The 26,570-nt window shown below is 49.2% G+C and carries 25 protein-coding genes, 2 pseudogenes and 1 riboswitch; of the genes and pseudogenes, 5 read left to right on the plus strand and 22 right to left on the minus strand.

The genetic code is table 11. The features are described 5' to 3' along the window. Positions 1 to 7: 7 nt before the first annotated feature. Positions 8 to 1,132, plus strand: a complete 1,125-nt coding sequence (larC, locus tag L0M14_RS21910; RefSeq protein ID WP_235118680.1) for a nickel pincer cofactor biosynthesis protein LarC — start codon at positions 8 to 10, stop codon at positions 1,130 to 1,132. Between the two features lie 27 nt (positions 1,133 to 1,159). Here the strand turns inward: larC (L0M14_RS21910) and larC (L0M14_RS21915) are convergent, their stop codons facing one another. Continuing rightward, positions 1,160 to 1,642: a nickel pincer cofactor biosynthesis protein LarC2 gene (larC, locus tag L0M14_RS21915; protein WP_235118681.1), complete on the minus strand. Its 483-nt coding sequence runs from the start codon at positions 1,640 to 1,642 to the stop codon at positions 1,160 to 1,162. 129 nt (positions 1,643 to 1,771) lie between these two features. Between larC (L0M14_RS21915) and L0M14_RS21920 the strand changes: the two genes are divergently transcribed. Next, entirely contained in the window at positions 1,772 to 2,809 is a 1,038-nt protein-coding gene (locus L0M14_RS21920) for a M23 family metallopeptidase (RefSeq protein ID WP_235118682.1), read from the plus strand. 26 nt (positions 2,810 to 2,835) lie between these two features. On the opposite strand, the gene L0M14_RS21925 is transcribed toward L0M14_RS21920, so the two are convergent. From L0M14_RS21925 to L0M14_RS21945, 5 genes and pseudogenes are all read right to left on the minus strand, one after another. Next, positions 2,836 to 3,243 carry a sporulation protein YunB gene (locus L0M14_RS21925; protein WP_235118683.1) on the minus strand — a complete coding sequence of 136 codons (408 nt, stop codon included), beginning with the start codon at positions 3,241 to 3,243 and terminating at the stop codon, positions 2,836 to 2,838. Further along, entirely contained in the window at positions 3,240 to 3,635 is a 396-nt protein-coding gene (locus tag L0M14_RS21930; protein ID WP_235118684.1) for a hypothetical protein, read from the minus strand. Before L0M14_RS21930 ends, L0M14_RS21925 begins: the two co-directional genes overlap by 4 nt. A 147-nt stretch (positions 3,636 to 3,782) precedes the next feature. After that, on the minus strand, positions 3,783 to 4,493 hold the full coding sequence (locus tag L0M14_RS21935; RefSeq protein ID WP_235118685.1) for a Crp/Fnr family transcriptional regulator: 711 nt from the start codon (positions 4,491 to 4,493) through the stop codon (positions 3,783 to 3,785). A gap of 17 nt (positions 4,494 to 4,510) precedes the next feature. After that, the gene (locus L0M14_RS21940; protein WP_235118686.1) at positions 4,511 to 5,041 is read right to left on the minus strand and encodes a chromate transporter; all 531 of its coding nucleotides are present in this window, start codon (positions 5,039 to 5,041) and stop codon (positions 4,511 to 4,513) included. 23 nt (positions 5,042 to 5,064) lie between these two features. Continuing rightward, positions 5,065 to 5,666 (minus strand): annotated as a pseudogene (locus tag L0M14_RS21945) (chromate transporter). Positions 5,667 to 5,936: 270 nt separating this feature from the next. Between L0M14_RS21945 and L0M14_RS21955 the strand changes: the two are divergent. Further along, positions 5,937 to 6,473, plus strand: coding sequence for a hypothetical protein (locus L0M14_RS21955; protein ID WP_235118689.1), 537 nt, complete (start codon positions 5,937 to 5,939; stop codon positions 6,471 to 6,473). Between the two features lie 34 nt (positions 6,474 to 6,507). Here the strand turns inward: L0M14_RS21955 and L0M14_RS21960 are convergent, their stop codons facing one another. The 10 genes from L0M14_RS21960 to ehuB all read right to left on the minus strand — a co-directional run bounded on the left by L0M14_RS21960 (position 6,508) and on the right by ehuB (position 15,089). Next, positions 6,508 to 7,698 carry a KamA family radical SAM protein gene (locus tag L0M14_RS21960; protein WP_235118690.1) on the minus strand — a complete coding sequence of 397 codons (1,191 nt, stop codon included), beginning with the start codon at positions 7,696 to 7,698 and terminating at the stop codon, positions 6,508 to 6,510. Between the two features lie 306 nt (positions 7,699 to 8,004). Further along, positions 8,005 to 8,145, minus strand: a riboswitch (cyclic di-AMP (ydaO/yuaA leader). A gap of 45 nt (positions 8,146 to 8,190) precedes the next feature. Further along, on the minus strand, positions 8,191 to 8,706 hold the full coding sequence (locus L0M14_RS21965; RefSeq protein WP_235118691.1) for a DUF2179 domain-containing protein: 516 nt from the start codon (positions 8,704 to 8,706) through the stop codon (positions 8,191 to 8,193). 99 nt (positions 8,707 to 8,805) lie between these two features. Further along, the gene (gene thpD, locus L0M14_RS21970; protein ID WP_235118692.1) at positions 8,806 to 9,714 is read right to left on the minus strand and encodes an ectoine hydroxylase; all 909 of its coding nucleotides are present in this window, start codon (positions 9,712 to 9,714) and stop codon (positions 8,806 to 8,808) included. A gap of 24 nt (positions 9,715 to 9,738) precedes the next feature. Next, positions 9,739 to 10,119 carry an ectoine synthase gene (locus L0M14_RS21975; RefSeq protein WP_235118693.1) on the minus strand — a complete coding sequence of 127 codons (381 nt, stop codon included), beginning with the start codon at positions 10,117 to 10,119 and terminating at the stop codon, positions 9,739 to 9,741. Positions 10,120 to 10,134: 15 nt separating this feature from the next. Continuing rightward, positions 10,135 to 11,430: a diaminobutyrate--2-oxoglutarate transaminase gene (gene ectB / locus L0M14_RS21980; RefSeq protein WP_235118694.1), complete on the minus strand. Its 1,296-nt coding sequence runs from the start codon at positions 11,428 to 11,430 to the stop codon at positions 10,135 to 10,137. Positions 11,431 to 11,464: 34 nt separating this feature from the next. Beyond that, entirely contained in the window at positions 11,465 to 11,971 is a 507-nt protein-coding gene (gene ectA / locus L0M14_RS21985; RefSeq protein ID WP_235118695.1) for a diaminobutyrate acetyltransferase, read from the minus strand. A gap of 13 nt (positions 11,972 to 11,984) precedes the next feature. Then, complete coding sequence (gene ehuA, locus L0M14_RS21990; protein ID WP_311198760.1) at positions 11,985 to 12,848, minus strand: ectoine/hydroxyectoine ABC transporter ATP-binding protein EhuA; 864 nt, start codon at positions 12,846 to 12,848, stop codon at positions 11,985 to 11,987. After that, positions 12,849 to 13,517, minus strand: a complete 669-nt coding sequence (gene ehuD / locus L0M14_RS21995) for an ectoine/hydroxyectoine ABC transporter permease subunit EhuD (protein ID WP_235118696.1) — start codon at positions 13,515 to 13,517, stop codon at positions 12,849 to 12,851. Positions 13,518 to 13,520: 3 nt separating this feature from the next. Beyond that, complete coding sequence (gene ehuC / locus L0M14_RS22000; protein ID WP_235118697.1) at positions 13,521 to 14,183, minus strand: ectoine/hydroxyectoine ABC transporter permease subunit EhuC; 663 nt, start codon at positions 14,181 to 14,183, stop codon at positions 13,521 to 13,523. A 3-nt stretch (positions 14,184 to 14,186) separates the two neighbouring features. Then, positions 14,187 to 15,089: an ectoine/hydroxyectoine ABC transporter substrate-binding protein EhuB gene (gene ehuB, locus L0M14_RS22005; RefSeq protein WP_235118698.1), complete on the minus strand. Its 903-nt coding sequence runs from the start codon at positions 15,087 to 15,089 to the stop codon at positions 14,187 to 14,189. Between the two features lie 348 nt (positions 15,090 to 15,437). On the opposite strand from ehuB, the gene L0M14_RS22010 reads away from it, so the two are divergent. Then, complete coding sequence (locus L0M14_RS22010; RefSeq protein WP_235118699.1) at positions 15,438 to 17,276, plus strand: cation:proton antiporter family protein; 1,839 nt, start codon at positions 15,438 to 15,440, stop codon at positions 17,274 to 17,276. Positions 17,277 to 17,351: 75 nt separating this feature from the next. On the opposite strand, the gene L0M14_RS22015 is transcribed toward L0M14_RS22010, so the two are convergent. From L0M14_RS22015 to L0M14_RS22030, 4 genes and pseudogenes are all read right to left on the minus strand, one after another. Then, positions 17,352 to 17,987: an FMN-dependent NADH-azoreductase gene (locus L0M14_RS22015; protein WP_235118700.1), complete on the minus strand. Its 636-nt coding sequence runs from the start codon at positions 17,985 to 17,987 to the stop codon at positions 17,352 to 17,354. Between the two features lie 126 nt (positions 17,988 to 18,113). Then, positions 18,114 to 19,868 (minus strand): protein kinase domain-containing protein, encoded by a 1,755-nt coding sequence (locus L0M14_RS22020; RefSeq protein WP_235118701.1) that lies wholly within the window; start codon positions 19,866 to 19,868, stop codon positions 18,114 to 18,116. 65 nt (positions 19,869 to 19,933) lie between these two features. Beyond that, entirely contained in the window at positions 19,934 to 21,031 is a 1,098-nt protein-coding gene (locus L0M14_RS22025) for an MBL fold metallo-hydrolase (protein WP_235118702.1), read from the minus strand. A 78-nt stretch (positions 21,032 to 21,109) separates the two neighbouring features. Beyond that, a pseudogene (locus L0M14_RS22030) lies at positions 21,110 to 22,400 on the minus strand (adenylosuccinate synthase). Between the two features lie 128 nt (positions 22,401 to 22,528). Between L0M14_RS22030 and L0M14_RS22035 the strand changes: the two are divergent. Further along, positions 22,529 to 23,458: a LysR family transcriptional regulator gene (locus L0M14_RS22035; RefSeq protein WP_235118703.1), complete on the plus strand. Its 930-nt coding sequence runs from the start codon at positions 22,529 to 22,531 to the stop codon at positions 23,456 to 23,458. Between the two features lie 21 nt (positions 23,459 to 23,479). On the opposite strand, the gene L0M14_RS22040 is transcribed toward L0M14_RS22035, so the two are convergent. Continuing rightward, positions 23,480 to 24,874 carry an MATE family efflux transporter gene (locus L0M14_RS22040; protein WP_235118704.1) on the minus strand — a complete coding sequence of 465 codons (1,395 nt, stop codon included), beginning with the start codon at positions 24,872 to 24,874 and terminating at the stop codon, positions 23,480 to 23,482. Between the two features lie 65 nt (positions 24,875 to 24,939). Then, the gene (locus tag L0M14_RS22045; RefSeq protein ID WP_235118705.1) at positions 24,940 to 26,523 is read right to left on the minus strand and encodes a sensor domain-containing diguanylate cyclase; all 1,584 of its coding nucleotides are present in this window, start codon (positions 26,521 to 26,523) and stop codon (positions 24,940 to 24,942) included. Between the last annotated feature and the right edge of the window lie 47 nt (positions 26,524 to 26,570).

Raw genomic sequence — 26,570 nt, forward strand, 5'->3', positions numbered from 1 at the left:
ACCGGATATGCGCATTTTATATTTGGACTGCTTCTCCGGCATCAGCGGCGATATGACGTTGGGCGCCCTGGTTGACGCCGGTGCGGATCGTTCCTACATCGAAGAAGAGCTCAGCAAGATTAAGCTCGAGCCTTATTCGATGGAATGGAAGCGGGTCATCAAGCGCGGCATCTCCGCACTGAAGCTGGATGTCCTCCTTGACCCTGAGCACCCGCCGAAACATCATCGGCACTATTCCGAAATCGTGCAGGTGATCCAGCAAGCCGGGTTCAACGAACGTGTCACGGCTCTTAGCCTCGCCATCTTTGAAAAAATCGCCTTCGCCGAAGCGAAAATTCACGGCATTTCCGTAGAAAAGGTCCATTTTCACGAAGTGGGAGCCATTGACTCCATCGTTGATGTCATTGGCGTTGCATTAGCAATTGATTCGTTGCAAATCGAGAAAATTTACGCCTCGCCGGTGCCGCTCGGCTCAGGGACGATACATATCGATCACGGCATTTATCCGGTTCCCGCTCCGGCAACACTAGAGATGATGCGCGGTGTTCCCATCGCTTCTACGAACTACAGCCTAGAAATGACCACGCCTACCGGCGCAGGCATTATCGCGGGAATCGTCGATGAATTCTCCAAGAGCTACCCGCCGATGATTGTAGATTCGATCGGTTACGGCGCAGGCACCAGAGACCTGCCGAAGCAACCGAACGTATTGCGGGTAGTCATCGGCAAGACGGATCCCTACATCGGCAAATGGCAGATGACGCATGAGCATTTGCAGCATGAGCATGGACATTCGCACGTCCACGAGGATCATCATCACCATCATCATGGACATGATCATGCTCACAGTCACTCGCATGACCACGAGCATGGACACGGACATGCTCACAATCACTCGCATGAGCACGATCACGGACACGGGCATGACCACAGCCATTCGCATGAGCACGATCATGGACACGAGCACGCTCACGGTCATTCACATGAGCACCGGCACGATGACGAGCATGATCACAATCACTCACACGAGCACGATCATGGTCACGAACACGCTCACGGTCATTCACATGAGCACCGGCACGATCACGAGCATGATCACGATCATGCACATGGGCACTCACATAACCACTAGCATCACAAGGAACGCCTCTCCTGTCTATCAGGAAGAGGCGTTCTTCATTTCCAACATAAATTGTTTTCTTACTTCATCATATACCAGCTTTAAGGGCACGCCAAACTGCTTCGCCACTTGCTCGCATTCTTTAAACTCAGGAGCATATTGTACAAGCTTACCTTGATGGTAGCCAACTTTGACCGTCATCGGGCCCCATTGGGTACTGACCTGCTTGAACTCCCTAGCCAAGCGATGGCAGGAAGCATGCAAATAACGAATACCAAGCGTCGTTGTTTCGGAGAAAATAATTTCTTCTACGGAATCCTGCTTCGCGGCATCAATTAAGACGTTCAGCATAATGCCCGGTCTGCCTTTTTTCATAATGATCGGAATGACATAGACATCATTAGCTCCACACTCAAACAGCTTGTCCATGATGTAAGACACCCACTCCGGATTCATATCGTCCAGATTTGCCTGAATGAGCAGCAAGTCCTTATCGACATGCTCCTCTCTATGATTGAACATGACAGTTCCCTCCTCGTACTCGCATCATACCAAATATACATGCCTAAGGAATCAACAGGCAAACGCCTGGGATAAAAATTCCATGGAGGGCGCATCCTAACCATGAAGATTTCAGGAAGGATGGTAGGGATGAAAAGCAGACAAATTTGGCCTCGGGTTCTCTTACTCAGCTTCCTTCTTACAGCAGAACCAGATTTGGGCAGTGTCCGCGCACATGCAACCAATAACGAAGCCGTGCCCGCATCAGTCAAAAATCACAAGCAAGCAGCGGTGCAGCGAATGGAATTGTTTGAGAAAACAGAAACCGTGACAGGTATTCCGTGGACGTATTTAGCGGCTGTGGATCAATATGAGCGCACGATAAATACAGCCAGAAAAAGACCTCAACGGCAAGGACTGCTTCACATGTATTTTACGGAGTCGGACTGGAGCGGATTGTTAAATCCCGATCAGCAGGATAACAATCCGAAGTCTATCACTTTGTTTCATGGATATGGACGCGACGGTTCAGGCGACAACATAGCGGACCGCGACAACGACTTGGATGTGCTCGCTGCAATGACAGCGATTATGAGCAAGGAGGGCATCAGGGAGGACGATATAGACATCGGTTTGTGGAACTACTATCAGAATACCCGAAGTGTCCAGAGGATCAAGCAATTTGCCCGCATTTACCAAGCCTTCGGCACACTCGATTTGTCCGAGCACGCCTTCCCCCTTCCGATTCAAGCGGATTATTCGTACAGGAGCACTTGGGGAGCTAGCCGAGGTTGGGGAGGCTACAGGATTCATGAGGGCACCGACCTGTTTGCCCGGCACGGGGTACCCGTCCGCAGCACTTGTTACGGCATCATAGAAATCAAAGGCTGGAACCCTTATGGAGGCTGGAGAATCGGAATTCGGGATCTCGATAATATCTATCATTATTACGCACATCTTTCCGGGTTCCAAAAAGGCATTAAGGAGGGGGATGTCGTAAAGCCCGGACAAACACTCGGCTGGGTTGGCAGCTCCGGCTACGGCAAGCCCGGAACTTCCGGCAAATTCCCGCCCCATCTGCACTTCGGCATGTACCGCGACAACGGCCTTACGGAGTGGAGCTTCGACCCTTATCCCTCTCTGCGCAGGTGGGAACGCGAAGAATCTGCCCGTAGAAAAAGCAAATAGCTCACACAGAGAAATAGAAGCCGGCTCTACGGAGCCGGCTCCGTTTGTTTCTTCTCTTCCGTCGTTACAGGCACATCGGCCTTAGGAACCGTGGTTGTGCTTGTTTGCGGCAGTGAAGGTATCGATAAGCTTGGTGCAGCAGCTGAGTCTTTAGCGTCTCCGACAGGATTGCCCTTGTTGTCAAAATAATACATAGGTACATCCCCAACGACTAGCGAATACGAAATCGGAATTTCCGTTTCGACGATTTCGGTATCCGAATCAAAGGGAATAATGACAGAAACTTCGGCGATGATATGCACATACACTTCAAATAGTACCATATTGATGCCGGCATTTTGCGATCGTGTGCTCAGATCGACCTTCACGTTGCCTACAGGCAGCAATTTGATCGGAATTTCCGGTCCAAAGGATGCGAGAATGGCACTATTCAACGCCTGCCCCAGCGGGATGTGCTCCGATACGCTTTGGAGATTGTTAAGCTCCCCCTTACGGCATTGACCGTATCTCCTGTGATGCGCATATGCTCCGCATAGTTCAGCATGAAGCCTGTAATTTTCCCGTTACTGTCCAGTTTCCAGTCAATGAGCTGTTCAGCGTTAGCATTCTTGGCCACATGGTCGGCAATTGCGCTATTAATCGCCTCCGTAGCAATTTGCTTAATGCGCACTTTGGCCAGATTCATTAGCGGTGGGCGCAAATTGCGCTCAACGTACATAAATGATTGGACAACAAACAAGACAAGGATGAGAAGCACAATCAGCAGCACCTTCTTGCGGCTGGCTTTGGCTGTCGGCCGGCTTCTCCATCGTCGTCTTCGCAGCATTCGATCCCCTCCTTGCCCCGCTTGTCATACTACCACCTTATGCAAAACGGAGACAAAAAGAAGGCTGACCGTGTTCACGGCCACCCTGTCAAGTGAACGGAAAGCTGTTGCCATACAACATGTGGCTCCCTTGTATTCCTCTATGAGCTATTCCATCATTAGTTCCAGCGACTGCCGGTTGATAATGAGAAGCTCTCCCTGATTAATGGTCAATATGCCGTCTTTCTTCAGCTTGTTCAAGTACCGGCTGACTGTTTCACGTGTGGTTCCGACCATCTTCGCCATATCTGAATGGGTCAAACGTATTTGAACGGAAACTCCTTTCTCCGTAGGTTGTCCATATCCGTCAGCAAGGCGAAGCAGCAGTGCGCTCAGACGATAGTTCACATCGCTTTTGCTGAGTTCCTGGAGCTTGGATTGAAGCTCTCTGATTTTTTGTCCCATCAGACGCATAATCTTGATAGCCAGAACCGGATGGCTCAGAATAATACGTTCAAAATCCTTGATCGGAATGACGACCAGCTCCGAATCCTCCCCCGCTTCCGCCGTACCTGGATAAGGCGCCGTTTCGAACAGTCCTGCATGCGGGAACATCTCCCCTTCCGTCAGAAAAGAGACGATATATTCGTTCCCCTGCATATCGATTTTGTGCACTTTGACGACGCCTCGAAGGATAAAAAATACGGAGTGCCTCTCCTCCCCTTCCATAAACACCGTTGTTTTCGCAGGAAAGAAGCGGATCATGGAGATCTCCGCAATCATTTGCAGCTCCTGCTCATCCAGATCATGAAGCATGGGAATCTCACGGACAGCATCGATGACCCTTTTATTTACTTCCATCATGTCTTCTTTATACAACTCGCTTCCTTCTCGAATTAAAATAAAATGATGCCGGCAAGCCCCGATGCAACAATAACAGCAAAAGGGTGCAAATTATGCTTTAACACGCCGTACACCGAAGCGCCGCAGATCAACAAAGTGCCAATTGTTGTCCACGACAGAGCATCCGCCCAACCAGAACCCAAACCAAAATGAAGAGCTGCATATGCGATGAAACCGGTAACGACCGGTTTTAATCCGTAAAATGAGTTTTTCACGAAGCGATGCTCATGCACTTTTTGAAAAAAAGCAGCCAGTAGGACGATAATTAGCAGCGATGGCAGCACCATTCCGAATGTAGACAGGATTGCCCCTCCGATGCCTCCTGTCTCATAACCAATTAATGTAGCCGTATTGGTAGCAATGGGGCCCGGTGCCATACCGGCTAACGAGACCACTTCTTGAAATCTTGCGGTATCCATCCAGCCATGCAGCAAAGTCTCATGCTCAATGACGGGAATGACGGCGTATCCGCCTCCGAATGAGATGCAGCCGATTTTAAAAAAGATGGCGAATAATTGCCACATCTCGCTCCCTCCTGCTCTCTAAATTAAATGTAATACTCAGGAAACACAAGCTCAGTCTTGGCTCCCGTTTTGTTCGCTTTTTCTTTATACATGGCGATACCCATCAAGGATTTAATAACTCCCGTCAAAAGACCTGCTGCAATCCCCAGTGCAATGATAATAATAGGATGAATCGATGTTGCAAGAAGCAATCCGAGCGATGCAATCCCGATTGCCACGGTGGTTTTATCCATGAAAGAAGCTTTGGCCATTCGGTAAGCGGCAATAAGAATAAGCGCAATAATACCGGCATGAATGCCTTTAAGAGCAGCCATAACTTTAGGAAGCGTATGGATATGGGAATAGACAAGACTTAGCGCCGAAACAATGACAAGAGTCGGCAGCGTGATGCCGATTACAGCAAGGATTGCCCCGCTGATGCCGGAGAGTCGGTATCCGATGAAAGCCGCAGCATTGACACCAACGCCTCCTGGCGCGGAGCCTGCAACTGAAATCAAATTCCCCATTTCGGCTGCTTCCATCCAGTTTCTTTTTTCACAATTTCGCGTTCGATGACCGGTATCATGGCGTAGCCTCCGCCAAATGTGGTGGGACCAATCCGGCAGAATACCCAGAAAATAAGCATAAGCTTATGAAATCGTTCCTTAAACCTATTCACGCGTTTCTCACTCTCCTTTTCCCCATATTGCTATTATATAGTTCTATTATAGCAGCTTTATTTCATTCTGGAATAAAGTTAGCCCGGTTTTTGAATTCATAAATGCTTATCGTCCTAATTAGTTTGAATGATAATAGAGTATCTTGATCTATTGGGATTGCTTTGGATGAAATAACCGTTCATTGGAAATAATTCTATATAATAAGGACTGATTCTTCTATGAAATGAGATTAATCGATGAATGAACTTAACGAACTACAAACTGCTTTAAGCGACGCCAGGTGGGTGTACTGGTATCAACATGTGTTTCTCTCGTGGCAGTGGCTTTTGCTGCTGCTGTTTACGGCGGTGCTGACTTTGGTCTGGGTCATGGCTGTAGACCGAATCCGTCTGCTTGCCATTGTCTTCTTTGGCTCATGCATATTTATAGCATCTCTAATAGCTGACTCTTTGGGAGGCGAGCTTCAGCTGTGGGATTATCCCAGCATGCTGCTGCCCTGGGGACCGCGGATTATTTGTATTGATTGGTCGATTGCCATATTCTCCATGATGATTTATCAATTATTCACGAATTGGCTGTTATTTCTGGGGGCCGCAATTTGTTTGAGCGCCTTTTTCTCCTTTATTTTGGAGCCGCTCGCATCCGTTTGGGATATCTATCAGCTTTATGCTTGGGAATACTTATATTCCTTTCCCATCTACATACTTCTCTTTCTCTTGGTAAAAGCAATTACTGATAAGATCGCAGCCGTGCAAAAACAACACTCCCACTAAAACAAAAAACCAGCTCCCAGAGCTGGTCAGCACACTATGAACATGAAACATTTCGCTGGCTTCTAACAGCAAGCTGAGGCATTGCGGGAAGCTCGTTAACGGATATAATATCGTTGGTCTTCTTGACCGGTTTCTCCCAATACTGCTCGCTTCCCGGAAGATCGTCAAACCATGCGGCGTCATCAGGGCAATCCAAAATCATAAACTTGCCGTACTGATCATCACGGGATTGATGATATTTCAAGTAGGCCTTGCCATCCTCAATCGCCAAAATCTCAATCTTGCCGGAGGTATGGCTCATGGACAAACGCACCCTTTTGCCTAGACCCGATGTGCGAGCCTTGGCTTCCTCAACCAAACGGTACACCTCTGCAAGCGGCAGGACAAAGTCCCTGTTGCCCGCAACCGGACGGTTAATAAAGAAGTAATACGGGGTTACACCGGCCCAGGACAGCTTATCCAGCAGCTCGGCCAGCACCTCAGGGCGGTCATTAATGCCCTTCAGCACAGGGGTTTGATTGACGACTATGGCTCCAGCTTGATGCAGAGCTTCGAAGGCTTTCTTCGCTTCAGCCGTAATTTCACGCGGATGATTGATATGCGCCATGACATAGATCCGTTTGTCAGCGCTGGAATGATTCCGAATCACTTCAAGCAGCTTCTCATCCTCATAGATCCGCATCGGATTGAAAACGGGTATTTTAGAGCCCAGACGGATAATTTTCACATGATCAATTTCACGCAGCCTATGGAAGATCTTCTCTAACCGGGCTGTGCCTAGAATCAAGCTATCTCCGCCAGTTAGCAGCACATTATTGATTTCGGGATGCTCCGCAATATAATTCAAGCCCGCATCGACATCAGACGTCGCTTCATTCACATCATTGCGGAACAAGCGCTTGCGGAAGCAATACCTGCAGTAGGCGCCGCACACTTCTGAAACGATCAGCAGTGCTGTCGTCCGGTACTTATGCTGGCAGCCCGGTACGACATAATTCGTATCCTCATCGGATGCATCCCACCGCCCATACTCAGACAGCTCGCCTTCATTGGGAATGACTAGCTTCTTGATCGGATCATGGGGATCGTTCCAGTCGATCAATCGTAAATAATAATCGTTCACTCGAAACACGAATTTCTCGGTAATCTGTTTCAGCTTCGTTCGCTCATGCTCAGGAATTTCCATAATTTTATCGATATCGGTAATATACTTAGGTTGCGGCATACGAGTCCTCCTTGGCAGGTCGATAGTACGCTTAACAGACCACAGTATGAATGGAAAAGAAGCGGATTGTGCAGCTGCTTGCTCTCTTCCTCCTTCCTTCGGTTTGTCTGGCTTCTTCTTCCGGTCTGTCTCTGTTCCCAGAGCTTCAAGGCCTGCATAAATAAGCCGGTGTATAAACATAAAAAAATGACCCGCCATAGCTGGATCAAGAAGCTGAATCACTCCTTTTATCCGCTATAATCGGGCCCTGTAGACACAAAAAACCCGATGTACGGGTCAACAAAACGCATAGGCTCACTTATGCTGTTACGACCCATCCACTGCTGACGAGGTTAGCTGTCGGGCTCGGGAAAGATGGTTCCCTACATGAAGCATGCATGATTCGCCCCTAAAAATTGGTTCCCCCGCTTTCCAATTCAAGAACTGGAAATTAAGCGTAGTCATAGTTTACATAATGTTCCTCCTCTTTGTCAACGACAGCAGAACGTTCCGCTATCTGCGCGTTGATTTCAGCCAGAAGCCGCCGTTGAGCCGCTTGGACTCCATCGTCACCACAAATGCCTTAGGATCAACAGCCAGGATACAGTCGTACAAATATTTTTCACTTTTCCGCTTTGCCAGAACCTCCAACATAAGACGCTCGCCGTCACGCCCCCAACCAATCCAAGAAGTTACACCAAAGCCTTGCCTACGCAAAAATGCCGCCATATAATTATGAACCTCATCGGTAATGACTTTCACGGATATGTAGCCGAGCGCTAATCTCTCTTCAATCCAAGAGCCTGTCAGCACACCAAGACCGTAGCCTACGGCATAAACGATCAAACATGCAGGCTGGTCGAGATATTTTAAAACCAAATTCAAGCCAATTACATAAATGATGATTTCCAGCATACTAAGTGCAGCCGCCGTGTAAGTTTCACCCTTCAACGTCAGAAGCATTCTCAAGGTAAAACAGGAAACGTACACAATCTGAATCGCTAAAATACTGGCCAAGATCGTAAGCAAGTTGTCCTCCCCTTCCTGGAAATGAAGGCCCGCCCGACAAGACAGGCGGACCCTTCATGTGAAGGCACAAGACGCTTTGACAGCGCCGAGCAAAATATTTTACGAACGAGTAGCGATGTAATCCGGTCTCGGATTCTGACCTGAATACGGCTCCGCCAATTTATTATGCACACTGTTGTAGACAATAAATACATTGCTTCTTGGCAGCGGCGTGATGTTGCTGTTAGAGCCGTGCATCAGATTGCAGTCGAACAGAACGATGGAGCCCGCATTCCCTACAGGAGCGGTAATTCCACCCTGCTGCACCAGATATGTTAAGCTGTCTCGATCCGGAACTCCATATTCCTGGCGGCGGAGCGATGACTTGAAATTGTCGTCCGGCGTTTCACCAACGCAGGATACGAACGTGCGATGCGAACCTGGAACTACCATTAGCGGTCCGTTGTTGGGCGTATTGTCCTCCAGCGCAATGGAGCAGCTGAGCGCTCTCATTCGAGGCATACCATCTTCTACATGCCAGGTTTCAAAGTCAGAGTGCCAGTAGAACTCTTTACCCGTGAAACCTTGCTTGAAGTTAATGCGGGACTGGTGGACGTACGCTTCGCTTCCCAAAATTTGCTGAATAATCGCTTGAATCCTCGGGTGCTCGGCAATTCCTTTGAACACCTCATGATCCCGATGCACCGCAAAAATGGAGCGAATTTCATCGCTGCTAGGCTCACGAATGACCTCGGGGCGATCCGACGTTTTGCTCTCCGCCCAGAGCAGGCCCATTTCTTCCCGCCACTGCTGAACCTGAGCTTCATCGAAGAAGGAATCAAGGAACAAATAACCGTTTTTGTCGTAAAAAGCGAGCTGCTCTTCGTTAATTTCAGAGGTGTGAAGAGCTGTGGTGTATACAACCGGGTCTTGCCTTGTCAGCAGTCTTGGCTCTTTAAAAACCCGGGAAGGATAAATATCATGGGTAGTGTTGGAAGTGTTCAATATAACTTGACCTTTCGTAGTCATGGCAATTGCCCCTTTCCATCATAATTAGTCTAACGGATACGTACCTTCTTCATCATGAACTTCATTTCCCGAACAAGGCGGGTTAAACACACAGACCATGCGCATTTGCGTCTTGGCTCGAAGGGTATGCTTCTCGTGGCCGTTCAGCACGTACAAGGTTCCTGCCTGGATCGGATAAACGACTCCCGTTTCCAGCACCTCAACCTCGCCTTCCCCTTCTGTGCAGTACACAGCCTCGACGTGGTTTTTATACCAAAACGTGGATTCTGTTTCCGGCTTAATGATCGTCTCATGTAAAGAGAATCCAACTCCGTCCTTCTTAACCAGAAGACGAACGCTGCTCCAGTTCTCGGTATCGACATCATGCTCGGTTCCAGCGATGTCGCGCAGATTTCTAACAATCATGAATCGTGTCCTCCCTTATTTCTGTTCTTTCATTTCATGAGCGATTTCTTTTACGCTCTGCTCCAATATGTCAAGACCTTTCCTTAGGCCCTCTTCATCAATGACAAGCGGCGGCATAATCTTGGCGACCTCGCTGTCCGTACCGGATGTCTCCATGATTAGCCCCTTGGAGAAAACGCGCTCGCAGATCCGTTCTGCCAGTCCGCTGATGCCAAAGGCGATTCCTTGCATAAGGCCTCGGCCTCTAACCTCACCCTGCAGCTCTGGGAAGGATTTGGTGATTTCCAGCAATTTGCTGCGGAGAATGTCTCCTTTGGCCATAATTTCATTAGTAAATTGCTCCGACTCCCAGTAACGAAGTGCTTCCGCTGCCGTAATGAAAGCCAGATTGTTGCCTCTGAACGTTCCGTTATGCTCGCCCGGCTCCCAAATATCCAGCTCAGGTGCGATCAAGGTTAGGGCCATCGGCAAACCGTAGCCGCCTATTGATTTCGAAAGGCAGATAATATCAGGCTTGATTCCCGCCTGCTCGAAGCTGAAGAACGTTCCCGTCCGGCCGCAGCCCATCTGTACGTCATCGACAATAAGCAGAATGCCGCTCGCTTTACACAGCTTCTCGAGACGTTGAAGCCATCCGATGCTGGCCTCGTTGATGCCGCCTTCGCCTTGAATCGTCTCTACGATAACCGCCGCCGGCAGCGATATTCCGCTGCCCGTGTCCGCAATGCAGCTTTCCAGATACGTAATGGTATCCACGTCGCTGCCAAGGTAACCATCATACGGCATGGAAACCGAGTGATGAAGCGGAACACCTGCGCCTCTGCGCTTGAATTTATTACCTGTCACAGACAATGCGCCCAAGGTCATGCCATGGAAGGCGTTGGTAAATCCAACAACCGTTGATCTGCCTGTTACCTTCCGAGCCAGCTTCAAGGCGCTTTCCACGGAATTGGCTCCTGTTGGCCCCGGAAACTGTACTTTATAGGATAAGCCCCTAGGCTGTAGAATGACTTTTTGAAACCGCTCCAGGAATTGTTCTTTCGCTTCAGTCGCCATATCCAAGCTGTGAGAAACACCGTCATTCTGAATGTATTGAACGAGCTTTTGCTTCAAAGCGGTGTTATTGTGGCCGTAATTTAACGCCCCGGCCCCGGCAAAGAAATCGATATATTCATTTCCTGCCGTATCCCACAGCTTATAGCCCTTCGCTCTGGAAAAGACCGTTGGAAACGATCGGCAGTAGCTTCTTACCTCGGATTCCAACGTATCAAATACATGTAAAGACGGCTTGCTAGGATCTAGTAGCTTCATGCAACATTCCTCCTGTCGGTTTGTAATCATAAGTTTACTTCTTGTTGAAAGGTCCAATCTGTATCAAATCTTCGTCTTCATGAGCATCTCCCGGGAATAAGGTAGCGGGAAAACCCTCCTTGATCTCGAGCTTCGCTTGCAAATCCGAAGCGAGCCGGCGGAACAGCGTCTGGGATGCCGTATTGCTCGGGGAAATGGTAGCCTGCACATACCGTACCTGCCTGCAAGCTTCGCTGCTCACCAGTTCCTGCAGCAGTGAAGCTGCAATCCCCCGGCCCTGATACTCTCTGGCTACAACAATCTGCCATACGAAGAGCATATCCGGATGATCCGGCAGTACATAAGACGATACGAAGCCTGCCGGTTTGCCATCAATCTCAGCGATGTAGCAGGTTTCCGAGAAAAATTCGCATAGCATAATGTAGCAATAGGCTGAATTAACATCCAGCTTTCCGCTGTCCGCTACAAGCTTCCATACGGCTTTGCCGTCTAGAGCGCGAGCTTTACGGATCAAGCAGCTTTCTGTTTGTACTTGCTTCAAGTTCGTTGACCTCCTATTCGGCTGACGGGGACACCTGCTGCAAGCCATTACCCATGAACCAAGTTTGTCTGAATCGGCTTAAGAATGCTTGCAAACGCGGGCTTTGCGGATTCTCAAAAATCTGCTCAGGCGTACCCTGCTCGACGATCGAGCCGCCATCCGTAAAGATAATGCGATCGGCAATGTCACGCGCAAAGTCCATTTCATGCGTAATCAGCATCATCGCCATATCTCCTTGAGCGGCAAGATCTTTGATAACCGCAAGCACTTCACCGACGAGCTCCGGGTCAAGCGCCGACGTCGCTTCGTCGAACAGCATGATCTTCGGACGCATAACGACAGCTCTCGCGATCGCGACGCGCTGCTTCTGTCCGCCCGATAAGCGCGAAGGATATTCAGCCAGCTTATCAGCGAGACCCACCTTCGAGAGCATTTCGTAAGCGCGCTGTTCGGCCGTCTCTCTGTCCAGACCGAGCACATACATGGGTGCTTCGGTCACATTTCGCATAATGGTCATATGCGGAAACAGATTAAAATGCTGGAACACCATGCCGATCTTGCTTCGCACCCGGTGCAGATGCTTCTCACCGGCGGTGACGAACCTGCCGCCCTTTTCCTCATGCCAAAGCATCTCTCCATCGACTTCAATGGTGCCGGCTGTCGGCTGCTCCAGCGTCATTAGCATTCTAGCGAGTGTCGTTTTTCCTGAACCGCTCGGTCCGATCACAGCGACCTTCTCCCCTGGCATAATGTCCAGATCAATCTTATTCAGGACTTGAACGTCACCATAGGATTTGCTGATGCTGCGATACTTGACGATCGGTTCCAAGGACATTGTGCTTTCATTCCGGACGATCTGGTTTCTATCCATCTCCATTTATCCGTTCTCCCTTGCCCTGATTCTTTGAAACTTCTTCTCCAGCCTGGATACCGCCAATGACGAAGGATAGCTCATGATCAGGAACAAGATGCCTACCAAGGTAAAGGCCTCCAAATATTTAAAGGATCCCGATCCGATCGATTTGGCGGTTTGCAGCAGCTCCACGAGCGTGATCGCCGATAATATCGGTGTTTCCTTCAGCATCGTGATCATGTAGTTGCCCATGACGGGGATAATCGGCGGCAGCGCCTGCGGCAGAATGATACGCCTCCATGTCTGGCCTGGGCGAAAATTAAGTGCCTTGGACGCCTCCCATTGTCCCCTTGGAACCGCCTCGATGCCGGACCGGTACACCTCTGACATATAGGCGCTGTAGTGCAAGCCCAGTCCGATAATTCCTGTCAGGAAGGGCGAGAATGAAATCCCGTACAACGGAAGCGCGTAAAACAAGACAAACAACTGCACCAGCAGCGGTGTGCTGCGAATAAATTCAATCCAGGCTTTGGCCGCCCAAGCAAGCGGCTTATTCCTCGATCTTCGCGCCAAGGCAAGCGGAAGTCCGAGTACACAAGCAACTGCGAATCCAAGCAGCGTTGCGGCAATCGTGATAGGCAGTGCGCGAAGCAGCTGCGGAAGAATTTGAAAAGCGTAGTGCCAATCCCACATGATTTATGCCCTCCCCCTCGCCATCCTGCGCTCTGCGAAACGAATAAGCAGCGTCAACGCATAGGACAGGATGAAATACATGATCAAGAGAGCTGCGAAAATTTGCGCTGTACTCGAGCTGTCATACGTACGCAGCAACATTCCTTGGTACGTAAGATCTGTCAAGGTAATGAGGTACACGAGCGAGGTTCCTTTGAGCAGCTCAATCTGCAAATTACCAAAGGAAGGAAGCATAAGTGAAAGGGCCTGCGGCAAAATAATGCGCCTCATACGGAGCCATGGTCCCATATTCAGTGCGGTAGCCGCTTCGTATTGCCCGCGCGGAACGGACAGGATCGAGCTTCTGACCACCTCGGAGCCGTATGCGCCGTAATTCATGCCCAAGGCTAATATCGCCGCCGTCATTGCCGGAATTTGGACATCAAGGAGCATAGGGAGCGCGAAGTAGAGCCAGAATAATTGAACAAGCAGCGAGGTCCCGCGCAGTACTTCCACATACATCGTAGCGATAATTCGTACCGTACGGTGTTTGGAAAGCCTCATCAATCCAATGATGAACGATATAATTGCTGACAATATAATCGCTAACAGGGTAATTTCGAGCGTGACTAGCGCCCCCTTTACGAGTAAAGGGAGAAATCCAATGACAGAAGCGAGCCAGCTCATTGTCTACTCTTTGGACAGCTGCTCGGCTGTCATATCGCCCGGCAGTTCCTGCTCGGTAAATCCGAATGGCTTGAGAATTTCAAGCAATTGCCCGGATTTCTTCAGCTTCTCGAGCTCTGCATTGAAAGCCTTCTGAAATTCTGCATCTTCCTTGCGGAATGCGGCAGCTCCATAGCCTCGAACACTTTTGCCGTCAATTTCCGGCTGTTTGAAATCCATAACCCGCTCAACTTTGCTATCTTTCGCTGATTCCAGCATGGCTTGCAGCGAAGGTCCTGTCATCGTAACGGCATCGACACGTCCCGCCTGCAGGGCCGAAATCGCCGATGGCTGATCTGGAACCGTCACAATCTGATTGTCGGCAATGCCCGACTTGGTCATGTAATCTTTCTCGATCGCTCCCACCATGACGCCTACCTTCACATCTGGATTGGCTGCGATATCCTTATAACTATGTAAATGTTTAGGGTTTCCTTGTTTGACGGCGATGGCTTCTCCAATGCTGTATTCAGGGTTAGCAAACGCCACTTGCTTGCTTCTCTCAGGATTAACAAACATCCCTGCTGTAATAATATCGAAGCGCTTTGCCTTCAGTCCCGGAATGAGGGAACCGAACTCGGTCAGTACGCCATTCATTTCATTGATGCCTAGATTTTTTAGAACCACTCTTGCCACTTCAACTGCTTCTCCTGTTAATTTGCCATCAGGTGTAGCGTAAGCATAAGGCTTCTCGTTAGCAAATCCAACACTAATAAATCCTTGCTCCTTGGCCTTCTCCAGCGTGTTCTTCTGTTTAGTCGAGGTTTCATCATTCGTTGATGCCGTACTTCCTGCGCTTTGGGTTGCGCAGCCTGCCACTGTGACAGCCAGCAGTACAGTTAACGCGCATGAGAATAACTTCTTCATTAGAAAACTCCTTTTCCTGTATTTGGGGCCCCATATAAGGGTAACATGATATCGTTGTATGACTCACCCCGCATAATAATGGCTGAGCAGGGCTGAGCCCCGCTCTCCTCCGCTGAGGGGAGATAAGCGGACCCATCCAAAAACATCCTCCCATATCCTCCCATATCCTGCCGGATCCGGCTGATTCATAAAATCGGTGTGCCGATTAGATAATGAATAAAAAGCGTATAGAATCGATGATTACTTCTTGTAAAATTGATAATTTGGTCTTTTTTAGTTAAAATTAAAGAAATCCGATGAATTTCGGGAAAATTCGATATACCTAATTGAATAGCTGGAGGGATCTCTATGGAACATGGCAATGGATCACTGGGAAGTTTGATCCTTGTAGTTACGATTTCATTCTTGGTACCGATCCTGCTTTATCAGCTTCGATTACGGGTGATTCCTGTTGTTGTCGCAGAGATTTTAGCGGGGCTTATTCTGGGCAAGAGCGGATTTAATCTCGTGGGCAGCGACCCATGGCTGGAGCTTCTCTCCCTGCTTGGATTCATTTATTTAATGTTTCTTAGCGGCGTAGAGATCGACTTCACATCCTTTACGAAACAGAAGACTTCCGCTAAGAAGCAGTACCAGCCTGTCGTTGTGGCCTGCGTCATCTTTGTCTCGATCTTCCTGCTTTCCGGTGTGCTCTCTTGGGGGCTGGTGTGGGCAGGCTTTGTCAATCGGGTGTTTCTGACCACGCTGATTATCGGCACCATCTCCCTCGGCGTCGTTGTACCGGTGCTCAAGGAACGAAAGATGGTTCAGAACGACTTGGGACAAACTCTGCTGCTGATTACGGTATTGGCGGACTTTTTCACCATGATTCTGCTTGCCTTCTACGTCAGCTTCTTGTCCAACAACATGATGCGCATGCTGCTGCTGTTTCTGTTCTTCTTTCTGGTTACACTCATTTATCTATCCGTACGTAAATTTGCATCCGGTAAAGTCTTTCAGGTACTTAGCCAAAGTACGATTCAATTCGGCACTAGGGCAATCTTTGCTTTGATTCTCGCCATCGTGTTTTTATCTGAAAGCTTAGGTGTTGAAAATATCTTGGGCGCTTTCCTTGCCGGGGTCATTGTTTCTCTGTTGCGTCCAAAAAAGGAATTTGTCCATCAACTGGAATCGTTCGGCTACGGTTTTCTGATTCCGATATTTTTCGTTATGATCGGCGCCAATCTGGAGCTGAAGCCACTATTGACCGACATGAAGCTATTGCTCAGCATTCCTCTGCTGCTGCTCATGATGTTTGCCGCCAAAGTCATTCCCATGATGATCCTGAAAAAATGGTTCTCATGGCGAGAAGTCATCAGCTCAGGTGTTCTGCTATCTTCCAAGCTTAGCCTCGTCATCGCGGCGGCCACATTGGCATTGGATTTGCACATTATCAGCGAATCCTTCCACGGCGCACTGATTTTAGTAGCCATACTGAGCTGCCTGATCTTTCCGGTCATCTATAACAAAATGTCTCCAAAGCCGGCAGAGCGCAAGACCACGATTTCGATTGTCGGAATGAACCACGTCTCGATGCCTGTCGCTCAGGAGCTCGCCAAAGAGGATGTCTATGAAATTCATATTTTTACCGCTTCCTCATCAACTTCGGCGACGACGGAGATATCGAATCTGCATGAGCAAAACATCGTTCGTCAGGTATCTCAGTGGAACGAGCAAACGTTGGAGCAGGAAGGAGCACTCGAGGCAGACATGATTGTGCTCGCCACGATGGATGATGCTTTCAATATCCGGCTTGCCCGCCGGGTACGAGCTGAATCAGACAAGCGGGTACTGATCCGGGTCGAAGCGCCGGAGTCCCAGCAGGAGCTCGCCGCGGAAGGCTTCGAAGTATTCTCGACCTTGTATGCGGCACGAACAGTTCTTAGAGCCTTGATCGACAGCCCGGGCGCGTTGAAGCTGCTCTCCGACCAGGACGGCTCCATTTCCGAGGTTACGATTCGGCATTTGCCTATGCTCACAACCTTATTGCGTCAGCTGCCTGGTCTTGAGAATATTCTCATCCTGCGAATCTACCGCGGCGAGTCCTATCTGATTCCTCACGGAAATACAGAAATTCGCTTGGGCGATCGTCTGCTGGTCAGCGGTACTCCCGAGCAGGTGGACGAATTCCGAGCTAAGGTACGATAGACGGTTAAACGAAAAAGAAACCTAATCCGATCGGCTTCACATAGAGCCATTCGATTAGGTTTCTTTGCTTTACAATTAGAACGATTTCGCCAATGCTTGCGCGCGCTGAATCGCTTCTTCTTTAATTTGCTGCGCTTTGTCAGGGAATTGGTTGTGCCCTTCGACGAAGATGCCTTGGAAATCCTTAATACCGAAGAATGAGGCGATAATGCCCAAATAACGGTGTCCCATCTCCATATCGGCGGCAGGACCCTCCGAATAAATACCTCCGCGTGCTTGAATGTGGAGCATTTTTTTGTCAGGAAGTAGACCTACCGGACCATTCTCCGTGTATTTGAATGTTTTCCCCGCGACGCAAACCGAATCGATATAGGCTTTCATAATCGGAGGGAAGGAGAAGTTCCACATTGGGGTTACGATGACATACTTATCTGCAGAGACAAATTGCTCCGCCAGCTCGGATAATCTCCCGACTTTAGCCTGCTCTTCCTTGCTTAAACTCGAGAACTCATTACCGCCGCGAAGCTTTCCCCACCCGCTGAACACATCAGCATCGATATGAGGAACTTGCACACTGTACAGGTCAAGATGCTCGACTTCATCACCGGAATTTGCTTCCTTGTAGGCGTCGATAAATGCTTTACCGACCGCCATACTATAAGAGGTCTGATGATCGTGCGGGTGTGCCGTAATGTAGAGAATTTTAGCCACTGTGACAAACAGCTCCTTGTATACTGGTTTATAAGGCAGTCCTAGTATACATATTAACGGGGGTTTGTATGCTTGCTGTGAACATAGATATCACCCGATTTGCCTTGTACCGCGCCCGATATCTGCTCATGGAATCAAATTCCGTCTTCTGGCTTCAGCTACAGCCTGAATACGCCGATTTACCTGAAGCTTTTCAAATATATGCCTGACATGCACTTTAATCGTATCTGCCGCCAAGAAAAGCCGGCTCCCAATTTCCTTGCTGGACATCCCCTGCGAAATCAGAGTCAGTACTTCAACCTCCCGCGAGGTCAGAAGGGTCGGCTCCTGCTCCAACGTTCCCGGCTCCACTGCCTTCAAGAGACGTATAGCATTCATAAACTGCTTCATCAGCATCTGCCATACGCGCTCGTTCCCATCATGAAACGCCGAGGGCATGACGTTATTTTCCAAATAAATGAGTCCAATGAGTTCATCATTTGCAATGACAGGAGAACACATCACGGACATGACTTTATTTTCCACAATGTAGGGATTTTCCGCGTATCGTCCCTCCAAGGCAGCATGATTCAGTCGAACCACAGCATGTGCGGCAGCCGCATCTTTTACAACATCTCTGCATACATGCTCTGCAAGCTCAAGGGGGACGGCTGTGGTTTGCAGCGACCATCCTACTTTCTCTGCAACAAGAGAGGCTGCTACAGTAAGCTCGTTAGATGTTGAAGCATCCAACCAGCACCCGCTGCTAGCTCCAGCATATTCGACGCAGATCCGCAATATTTCATGCATAGCTCGAGACCCGGATCGATCCTCCGTGATCGCCTGAGATGCTTTGTAGACAACCGCCATGTCCAGCATGCTGCCAAAGTACGCTCCGGAAAAAGGAGACTCGGCGCCTTGTAGAATCGGCATGGAGCCTACGGCCAGCACGGTCTCAGGAACACCAGTCACATCGAGAAGAGACTCTCGGAGCGCCTGACCTTCCCCCTGGTTTACTGCCGCTTCTCCTTCAAACTCTTGCCGGGGAGGCACATCGTTCATTCCTAGCTCAAATGACGCAAGAGAGCCGCATTCTTCCCAGCGGTCCTTGCATCGCTGCAAATCGGCTCTTATTCCTGCCGCGCTTTGGTAGCGCTCACTGGGCGCCTTTGCAAGCAGTTTTGCAACGATTTCAGCCAGTATCGCAGGAATCCCATATGCAGCGGATAAACAAGGCGGACGCTTGGCTTTATGCGCATGAGCCCATTCGAGCGGGTCCTTCGCTGTAAAGGGCAGCTCCCCCGCCAGCATTTCAAAGAATGTTACACCTAGTGAATAAAGATCCGTTCGCGCGTCTATTCGCATGCGCTTAATGGATGTGCGTTCAGGCGCCATATAGGGAGGACTGCCCTCCAGCATGGAGACCTGCATCGATTGCTGCATGGAAATCGAATCGCTGAAACCTGTTAAACAGACCTCCAAAGACTGAGGTCTGACAATAATTGTATCTGGTCTAACATTCATATGAACTAGATCTCTCTCATGAATATAGGCTAATATGTCGCACAGCTGCACAGCCATCTGTAAGAAATGTTCAACTTCCATCGGAACTGTCAACAAATAGTTGCGCAGCACGATACCATGAAAAATATCAAACACCAGCACAACCGAGGTACCCTGCCTGAAGAACGAATGCGGCTTCAATATGCCGGGGCCCTGCATAGGAGCAAGAACTTCATGTTCATGCATGAGCTTGGCATTCTCTACAATCGCTCGGGGCCCCGCTTTTGCCATCTTCAGCAGTACGACACGCGAGGCTGCCTCGGAATAGGCGTGAGCAATCCAAATGTAATTATCCTCATAAACGGTATGGAGCACTTTGTACCCAGGAACTGTTATCATAGCTGACTCCTATTCATTCACGAATAGTTCCATTATACCAAAATACATGTCGAACCGTGACAAGCTTATACGGCTCTCCACCATTTTGTCCGGGGAAGCTGCCTAGATCCAAGTTGTACCGCTTCGCCAATTCTTGGCGTTACGATGCTCACACCTTGCTTCTCAGCCGCAGCCACCGCCCGCTCTACCGGATCCGTCCAATCATGGAAGGCTAACGTAAAGGCTCCCCAGTGAATAGGCAGCATCAGCTTGCCCTGTACATCAAGATGAGCTTGAACTGTCTGCTCCGGCATCATATGAATGGGCGCCCATCGCTCATCATACTGGCCGCATTCCATCAGCGTCAGGTCAAACGGACCGCAGCGGTTTCCAATTTCCTCAAAATGCGGGCCATAACCGCTATCTCCGCTAAAGAAGATTCGCGAGGTCCCTGAGTCGATAACCCAAGAGCACCATAAGCTTGCATCGCGATCGCCAAGACTTCTTCCCGAGAAGTGCCTTGCCGGTGCGCAAGTCAGGGACAGCCCTTCGTATTCAAGGTTGTCCCACCAATCGTGCTCGCTGATTATATCAGCGTCCACTCCCCAGCGGACAAGATGAGCTTTCACGCCTAGCGGCACTATAAAACGCCGGACCTTATCTTTGATCCGCATCATTGTGCCATAGTCCAGATGATCGTAATGATCATGGGAAAACAGCACGGCATCAATCTCCGGCAGCTCCTGAATATCAAAAGGAAGCTGCTTGCTGTAGCGTTTTCCGCCCATAAAGGGAAATGGAGAAGGAGCACTGCCCAGCATCGGGTCCAGCAGCAGTATTGAACCATTCACCTCTACGATCATGGCGGAATGCCCCAGCCAGGTTACTCTAGTTTGATCATCCCGGTGTTCCTGAGGAATCCACCGCTCCGGACGCAGCGGTTGCTTGGGCTTCGCGTTTGGATTTCCTTTCATAAAATCAAAGAGCATGGACAGACTCGTGGACAGTCGCATATCCATCTTTGTTGGAAGAAAATAGCTGAACTTGCCTTCGGCGTAATGGGGAGATCCATAGACGGATGGTCCCTTATCCTTGCTGCCTAAGGGAGGGTAATAGTTCAAAATCAGATAGCTAGCTGCGATCAAAAGCGCCGCCAAGCTAACCATTACAACTAGAGCGGTCATGTTCCGCACCTCATTCTTTCATTAAATGCAAGATTCATCTTGGGAATGGATCTCGTATTTGTATTATAGCGAGTTCCGTCAGGATTCACGAATTCTCTTGATTAACTGTTCCCTTTCCGGCCCGACGGATACCCAATCAATCGAAACCCCCAGGGCAGCCTCGAGCTCCGTAACGTAATACTGCGCGGCTTCGGGAAGCTCAGCAAACGTTCTGATTCCTGAGATGTCACATTTCCAGCCGGGAAATATCCGGTATACAGGAACTGCTTGCTCAAGCTGACAAGAGGCAGGAAATTGCTGAGTTTGCATGCCCTGTATATCATAAGCCATGCAAACCAGTATCTCGTCCAAGTACCCGAGAACGTCTAAGTTCGTAAGCGCAACAGCTGTCGCCCCCTGAATGGTACACCCGTATCGGGTAGCTACCGCATCGAACCACCCGACTCGCCGGGGTCTTCCTGTCTTCACTCCGTATTCCCCATCTGCCCCTCCTCTCTGCCTCAACTGATCAGCAGCTTCTCCAGACAGCTCAGTTACGAACGGCCCTTCGCCCACACAGCTGGAATAAGATTTGGTCACTGCAATAACACGCTTTATTGAGGACGCAGGCAGCCCTGCGCCTACTGCTCCAAATCCCGCCAATGTGGACGATGAAGTCGAATATGGATATATCCCATGATCCGGGTCCCGCAGTGCGCCTAATTGCCCCTCAATCAAAATCTCTCCCCCATCCGCAAGCACTTCTTGCAGAACTAAGGAAGTATTCCCTACAAAAGGCCGAATAGCTTCTGCCTGTAGCATCAATTCACGAACGATCACGTCTACCTCTAGCGCCGGATGGTTGTACAAATGCTTCAACAGCACCTGCTTCGCTTCAAGCGAAGCAGACACTCTGGCCCTGACGCGTGCCTCATCAAATAAGTCTGCGACCTGAATCCCCAGCTTTGCATATTTATCAGCGTAAAATGGCGCAATGCCCTGCTTCGTCGAACCAAACTTCCTGTCCCCCAGACGCGACTCCTCAAGCTCGTCAAACAGAATGTGGTAAGGCATCACGACTTGCGTCCGCTCGGAGATCATGAGCCGCGGCTGCGTAACACCTCTTTTCGCCAAAGCGTCCAGCTCCTGGAGCAGCTGCATGATGTTAAGGGCCACACCGGGACCGATGATATTCAGCACCTCCGGATGAAACACCCCCGATGGCAGAAGGTGCAGGGCAAATTTGCCATATGAATTGATGATGGTATGCCCCGCATTGCTTCCACCTTGGTATCTGACGACACAACGCGAACCACCTGACAGCACATCGGTCATTTTCCCTTTTCCTTCATCTCCCCCAATTCGCACCTACAATGGCAGTAACAGTCAAATTGATCTCTCCTATTCATCATTGAATTTCCGTTCTACAGCCAGTATAATTCGAACAGTCATATAAAAATAATGAATATTAGTAATATTAAATATAACTCTCATTTATGATATGGAGGCCAAATACACATGATACATAACATGGAGCTGTACCAAGTCTTTTATATAACCGCCCATGCAGGCAGCTTGTCCAAAGCCGCCGAAGAGCTGTTCATCACTCAGCCGGCTGTTACCCATTCCATCAAACAATTGGAAGCCAAGCTTTGTTGTCAGTTATTTATCCGTACCAGTAAAGGCGTCACCTTGACGACCGAAGGCCAAGCATTGTTTACTTACATTGAACAAGCCTACCATTTCATTCTCAACGGCGAACGGAAAATGGCCGAGATGCAGCAGCTCTCCGCTGGAGAAATCAAGATTGGAGCAGGCGACTCCTTATGCCGGCATTATCTCCTTCCACATTTACGATCGTTCCATGAAGCGTATCCTAACATTAAAATTCAAGTGACAAACCGTACGACGCCTGAAACGGTGTCTCTTCTGAAGGAAGGAAAAATCGATATGGGCATTGTGAACCTCCCCCTCTCCGACCATCAAATTAACGTACAGGAGAGCATGGAGATTCAAGATTGCTTTATCACCGGGGAAGCCTACAAACACCTCTTAGACAAGCCGCTCTCTCTACAACAACTGCTCGAGTATCCGCTTATCCTTTTAGAGAAGGGCAGCAATTCCAGAGCTTATATCGACCAGTTTGTCATGGGGCAAGGCTTCGCTTTGCAGCCAGAGATCGAGCTCGGAAGCGTGGATTTGCTGATTGAATTTGCACGAAGCGGCTTTGGCATCGCTTGCGTGGTCAGGTCCTTTGTAGAGCAGGAGCTTGCGAATGGTACGCTATACGAAATTCCTCTTCTTTCCCCGCCTCCCCCTAGACAAGTAGGGATCGCTACTTTGAAAAGCACACCTCTGTCAGCAGCCTCGAAAAAGCTGTATGAACAGTTGTTAGGTGACCCCAATGAGCCTAAGCAAAACAAACAAAACCGGCCCATCACCAAGTGACAGACCGGTTTCTTGTTCTATTTATGAAGCGACGACCGCTTCCACTTCGGCAGCCGGTTTAATCAGCACCTTCTTCTCCCAGGCGCGGCTTCTCCAGCGCAGCAGCATCATAAGTCCCCGCAGCCATTCGTCAACCGTGAAGGCAATCCACACGCCCAGCAGGCCGAGGTCTGTATGGACGCCCAGCCAATAGGCAAGCGGTACGGCCACTCCCCACATGGACAGCACACCCAGAAGCACGGGAAATCTAGCATCCCCCGCAGCTCGAAGCGAGTTGATGACAACCAGATTAAACGTCCGTCCGGGCTCCAGTATCACCGATAGCAGCAGAATGCTAGAGCCGACGGCAATAATCTGCGGGTTGTCGGTGAATAAGCTCAGGAAGTCTTTGCGGAGAAAGGCTGCTATTCCGACGACGACCGCTGTCACGACAAAGCTGATCCGCAGGCTGCGCAGCAGCTTGTGATAGGCCGCCTGAAACTCGCCGGCTCCGACCATATGACCGACGAGGATTTCCGTCCCTGCCCCAATCGCCATACCCAGCGCCATGAAGTAGTTGGATATGTTCATCACATAGACATGGGTACTAAGCGCGGCGGGGCCGATGATATTGATGAAGCTTACGATCATCATGTGCTGAGACTGCCAGGATAAATGCTCGCCTGCCGCCGGAAGCCCTACTCCAAGAATTTGTTTGACGTACTGCCTTTCGAACGAAACATAATCCTTGAGGCGAATCCGAATCGGTATGCGGCGATAAAGGATCACAAGTAAAACGACCAACCCTAGGAGCCGACTCGTAACCGTAGACACAGCTGCACCGGTTACTCCCCATTCTGGAAACCCGAAATGCCCGAAAATCAACAAAAAGTTACCGGCAACATGCACGATGTTGACGCCAAGCGTCACAAACATGACATCCCTGGTGTGTCCATGCGAACGGATGACAGACGATATCGCGTATGATAACGCCTCAATCCAGATGAACGCCCCGATCAGCTTTAAGTAGCGGCTGGCGATCTCGACCTGATCCGGCGCCAAATGCATGAGCCGCATCAGCGGCTCGCCGAACAAGTAGAGCGCCAGACTAATGATCAGCCCGAATACCATATTAATCGTAATCGCCAGAGCGGATATGCGGCTTGCTTCCTTCTCGCGTCCAGCTCCAAGATATTGAGCTACAGCTACACTAGTTCCGATGCCTACAAAGCCGAACATAAGTATGCAGAAGATAATAATTTCATTGGCCAATCCCACGGCCCCGGTAACCAAATCCGAGATACGACTGAGCATGAATACATCAGCGGTTCCAAGCAGCATTCTAAGCACTGAATCTACAAAAATCGGCCATGTTACGGCGTATAAGCTTAATCTCTTCCATGTAGGCAAGGATTCTAATGCTGTGCTATCTCTCAAGTTTCTCTACTCCTTGGGCATCAAATGCTCCTAGTGTAGAGTACGAAAGCGATTCCAGTCAATGACTACTTGCTGCCATTATGTACATTGAATCGATTGCGTCCGTTCTTCTTGGCCTCATACATGGCGGTATCGGCGCAGCGCATAATTGCTTCCGGATTCGTATCGCCTTTTCGTGCAACACTGACACCAATACTGCCGGTTACCTCATAGCTCGTGCCGTTTAACCTGACTGGTTGATTCAGCTGTTCAATTAACCTCTTGGCCAGCATGCGGACATCCTGCTCAGAGTCCAGCCGCGGCAGAAGAATGACAAATTCATCTCCGCCAAGTCTGGCAATTTGCGCATCAACTGGTGCTGCGGCCTGCAGTCTCTCAGCAACTGTAATCAAAAGCTCGTCACCGGCGGAATGGCCGAACGTATCGTTCACCCACTTAAAGCGGTCAAGGTCGATCAGCATCACCGCAACTTGACTGCTTGCTGCACCTGTTTGCTGAAACGTCTCTCCCAACAGTTCATAAAATCTTCTCCGGTTTAACAATCCTGTCAAAGCATCATGATAGGCAAGCCTGAATAGCATTTCCTGATGTTCTTGTTGCTGCGTGATGTCGTTCACCATCATATACGTCCATATTTTCCCATCTATCTCGATAAAGTCCATATTCAATTGGATGGATCGCAGCTCATTCCTATAATTTCTTATTTGCAGCTCCAGCAGTAAAGATTTCCGGTTGACATAAGCCTCCGTCATCGTCGCCTCATGACTGCTAGGCTCGAACTGAATAAATGAGGTCACTCTTTTTCGGTACCAATTCGTATTTTCCGCATCTACGCCGATGATTTGCAGATAAGCATCGTTAGCCTCAATCATTTGGCCTAATTCATCCACCAGTACGATACCGTTAGGTGATAGCTTAAATAAGATTTCATACCGTCTGATGGCGGAGGATAGAAAATTATAGTTGATCATGGCATAACGAATGAACAAGGCAAACACGACAATACAATAAGGAGCCACAGGCGACATGGACATATTGAATACCTGCAGTGTCACCACATTAAGGCTATTTATCAAAATGACCCATAAGCTGGCAAATAGAGTTCCTCTCCAAATCACTTTCAGCCTGACTTTTTCCTGATCGCTGAGGCTGTTCTTTCTCGCTGCGCGAATCGTTAAGAAGAGCAATGTAAGGATGCAGATTAGCGTATAAAGTACAATAACGGCAAAAGTGGCTTGCACAAGAACGCTATAACGTTCGATGCGCCAATGGCCGTTTTGCTCCACCAGCACTTCGGTCAAAGGCGAGTTCCAAAACAACACGATCAAGCCGAAAAGCGGGGGCAGCGAAATGACATGAATAGGCCTGTGCACGAGCGACATTCCTTTTAACTTGCCAAAAAAATAAATCACGACCGACATAATCATGCAAGAGGAGCTCAGCACTATATAACGAGACATTAACGCCGAGTAATCAAGCGGAACAATATTCATTAAGAATTGCCCGAAATATAAGGAACTGAACAAGAAAAACATAATCATCGCAATGCGGTGAAGTCTATTTTTGGGGTCTCGAAAATAAATCTCAATAGCCATATAAAATAAGAGTAAGAAAGGTATAAGCTGAAACAAGTATGGCCACAGAAACAAATCTACCAACTCCGGCTGCTTAAATGTTAAAATGATAGATTTCGTGC

It is taken from the genome of Paenibacillus hexagrammi (assembly GCF_021513275.1).
GTDB classification, from domain to species: Bacteria; Bacillota; Bacilli; order Paenibacillales; family NBRC-103111; genus Paenibacillus_E; species Paenibacillus_E hexagrammi.

Coding starts and splice junctions, on each gene's coding strand:
- larC (WP_235118680.1), top strand. CDS start 8: ATGCGCATTTTATATTTGGACTGCTTCTCCGGCATCAGCGGCGATATG.
- larC (WP_235118681.1), bottom strand. CDS start 1,642: ATGTTCAATCATAGAGAGGAGCATGTCGATAAGGACTTGCTGCTCATT.
- L0M14_RS21920 (WP_235118682.1), top strand. CDS start 1,772: ATGAAAAGCAGACAAATTTGGCCTCGGGTTCTCTTACTCAGCTTCCTT.
- L0M14_RS21930 (WP_235118684.1), bottom strand. CDS start 3,635: ATGCTGCGAAGACGACGATGGAGAAGCCGGCCGACAGCCAAAGCCAGC.
- L0M14_RS21940 (WP_235118686.1), bottom strand. CDS start 5,041: ATGTGGCAATTATTCGCCATCTTTTTTAAAATCGGCTGCATCTCATTC.
- L0M14_RS21955 (WP_235118689.1), top strand. CDS start 5,937: ATGAATGAACTTAACGAACTACAAACTGCTTTAAGCGACGCCAGGTGG.
- L0M14_RS21960 (WP_235118690.1), bottom strand. CDS start 7,698: ATGCCGCAACCTAAGTATATTACCGATATCGATAAAATTATGGAAATT.
- thpD (WP_235118692.1), bottom strand. CDS start 9,714: ATGACTACGAAAGGTCAAGTTATATTGAACACTTCCAACACTACCCAT.
- L0M14_RS21975 (WP_235118693.1), bottom strand. CDS start 10,119: ATGATTGTTAGAAATCTGCGCGACATCGCTGGAACCGAGCATGATGTC.
- ectB (WP_235118694.1), bottom strand. CDS start 11,430: ATGAAGCTACTAGATCCTAGCAAGCCGTCTTTACATGTATTTGATACG.
- ehuA (WP_311198760.1), bottom strand. CDS start 12,848: ATGGAGATGGATAGAAACCAGATCGTCCGGAATGAAAGCACAATGTCC.
- ehuD (WP_235118696.1), bottom strand. CDS start 13,517: ATGTGGGATTGGCACTACGCTTTTCAAATTCTTCCGCAGCTGCTTCGC.
- ehuC (WP_235118697.1), bottom strand. CDS start 14,183: ATGAGCTGGCTCGCTTCTGTCATTGGATTTCTCCCTTTACTCGTAAAG.
- ehuB (WP_235118698.1), bottom strand. CDS start 15,089: ATGAAGAAGTTATTCTCATGCGCGTTAACTGTACTGCTGGCTGTCACA.
- L0M14_RS22010 (WP_235118699.1), top strand. CDS start 15,438: ATGGAACATGGCAATGGATCACTGGGAAGTTTGATCCTTGTAGTTACG.
- L0M14_RS22020 (WP_235118701.1), bottom strand. CDS start 19,868: ATGATAACAGTTCCTGGGTACAAAGTGCTCCATACCGTTTATGAGGAT.
- L0M14_RS22025 (WP_235118702.1), bottom strand. CDS start 21,031: ATGACCGCTCTAGTTGTAATGGTTAGCTTGGCGGCGCTTTTGATCGCA.
- L0M14_RS22035 (WP_235118703.1), top strand. CDS start 22,529: ATGATACATAACATGGAGCTGTACCAAGTCTTTTATATAACCGCCCAT.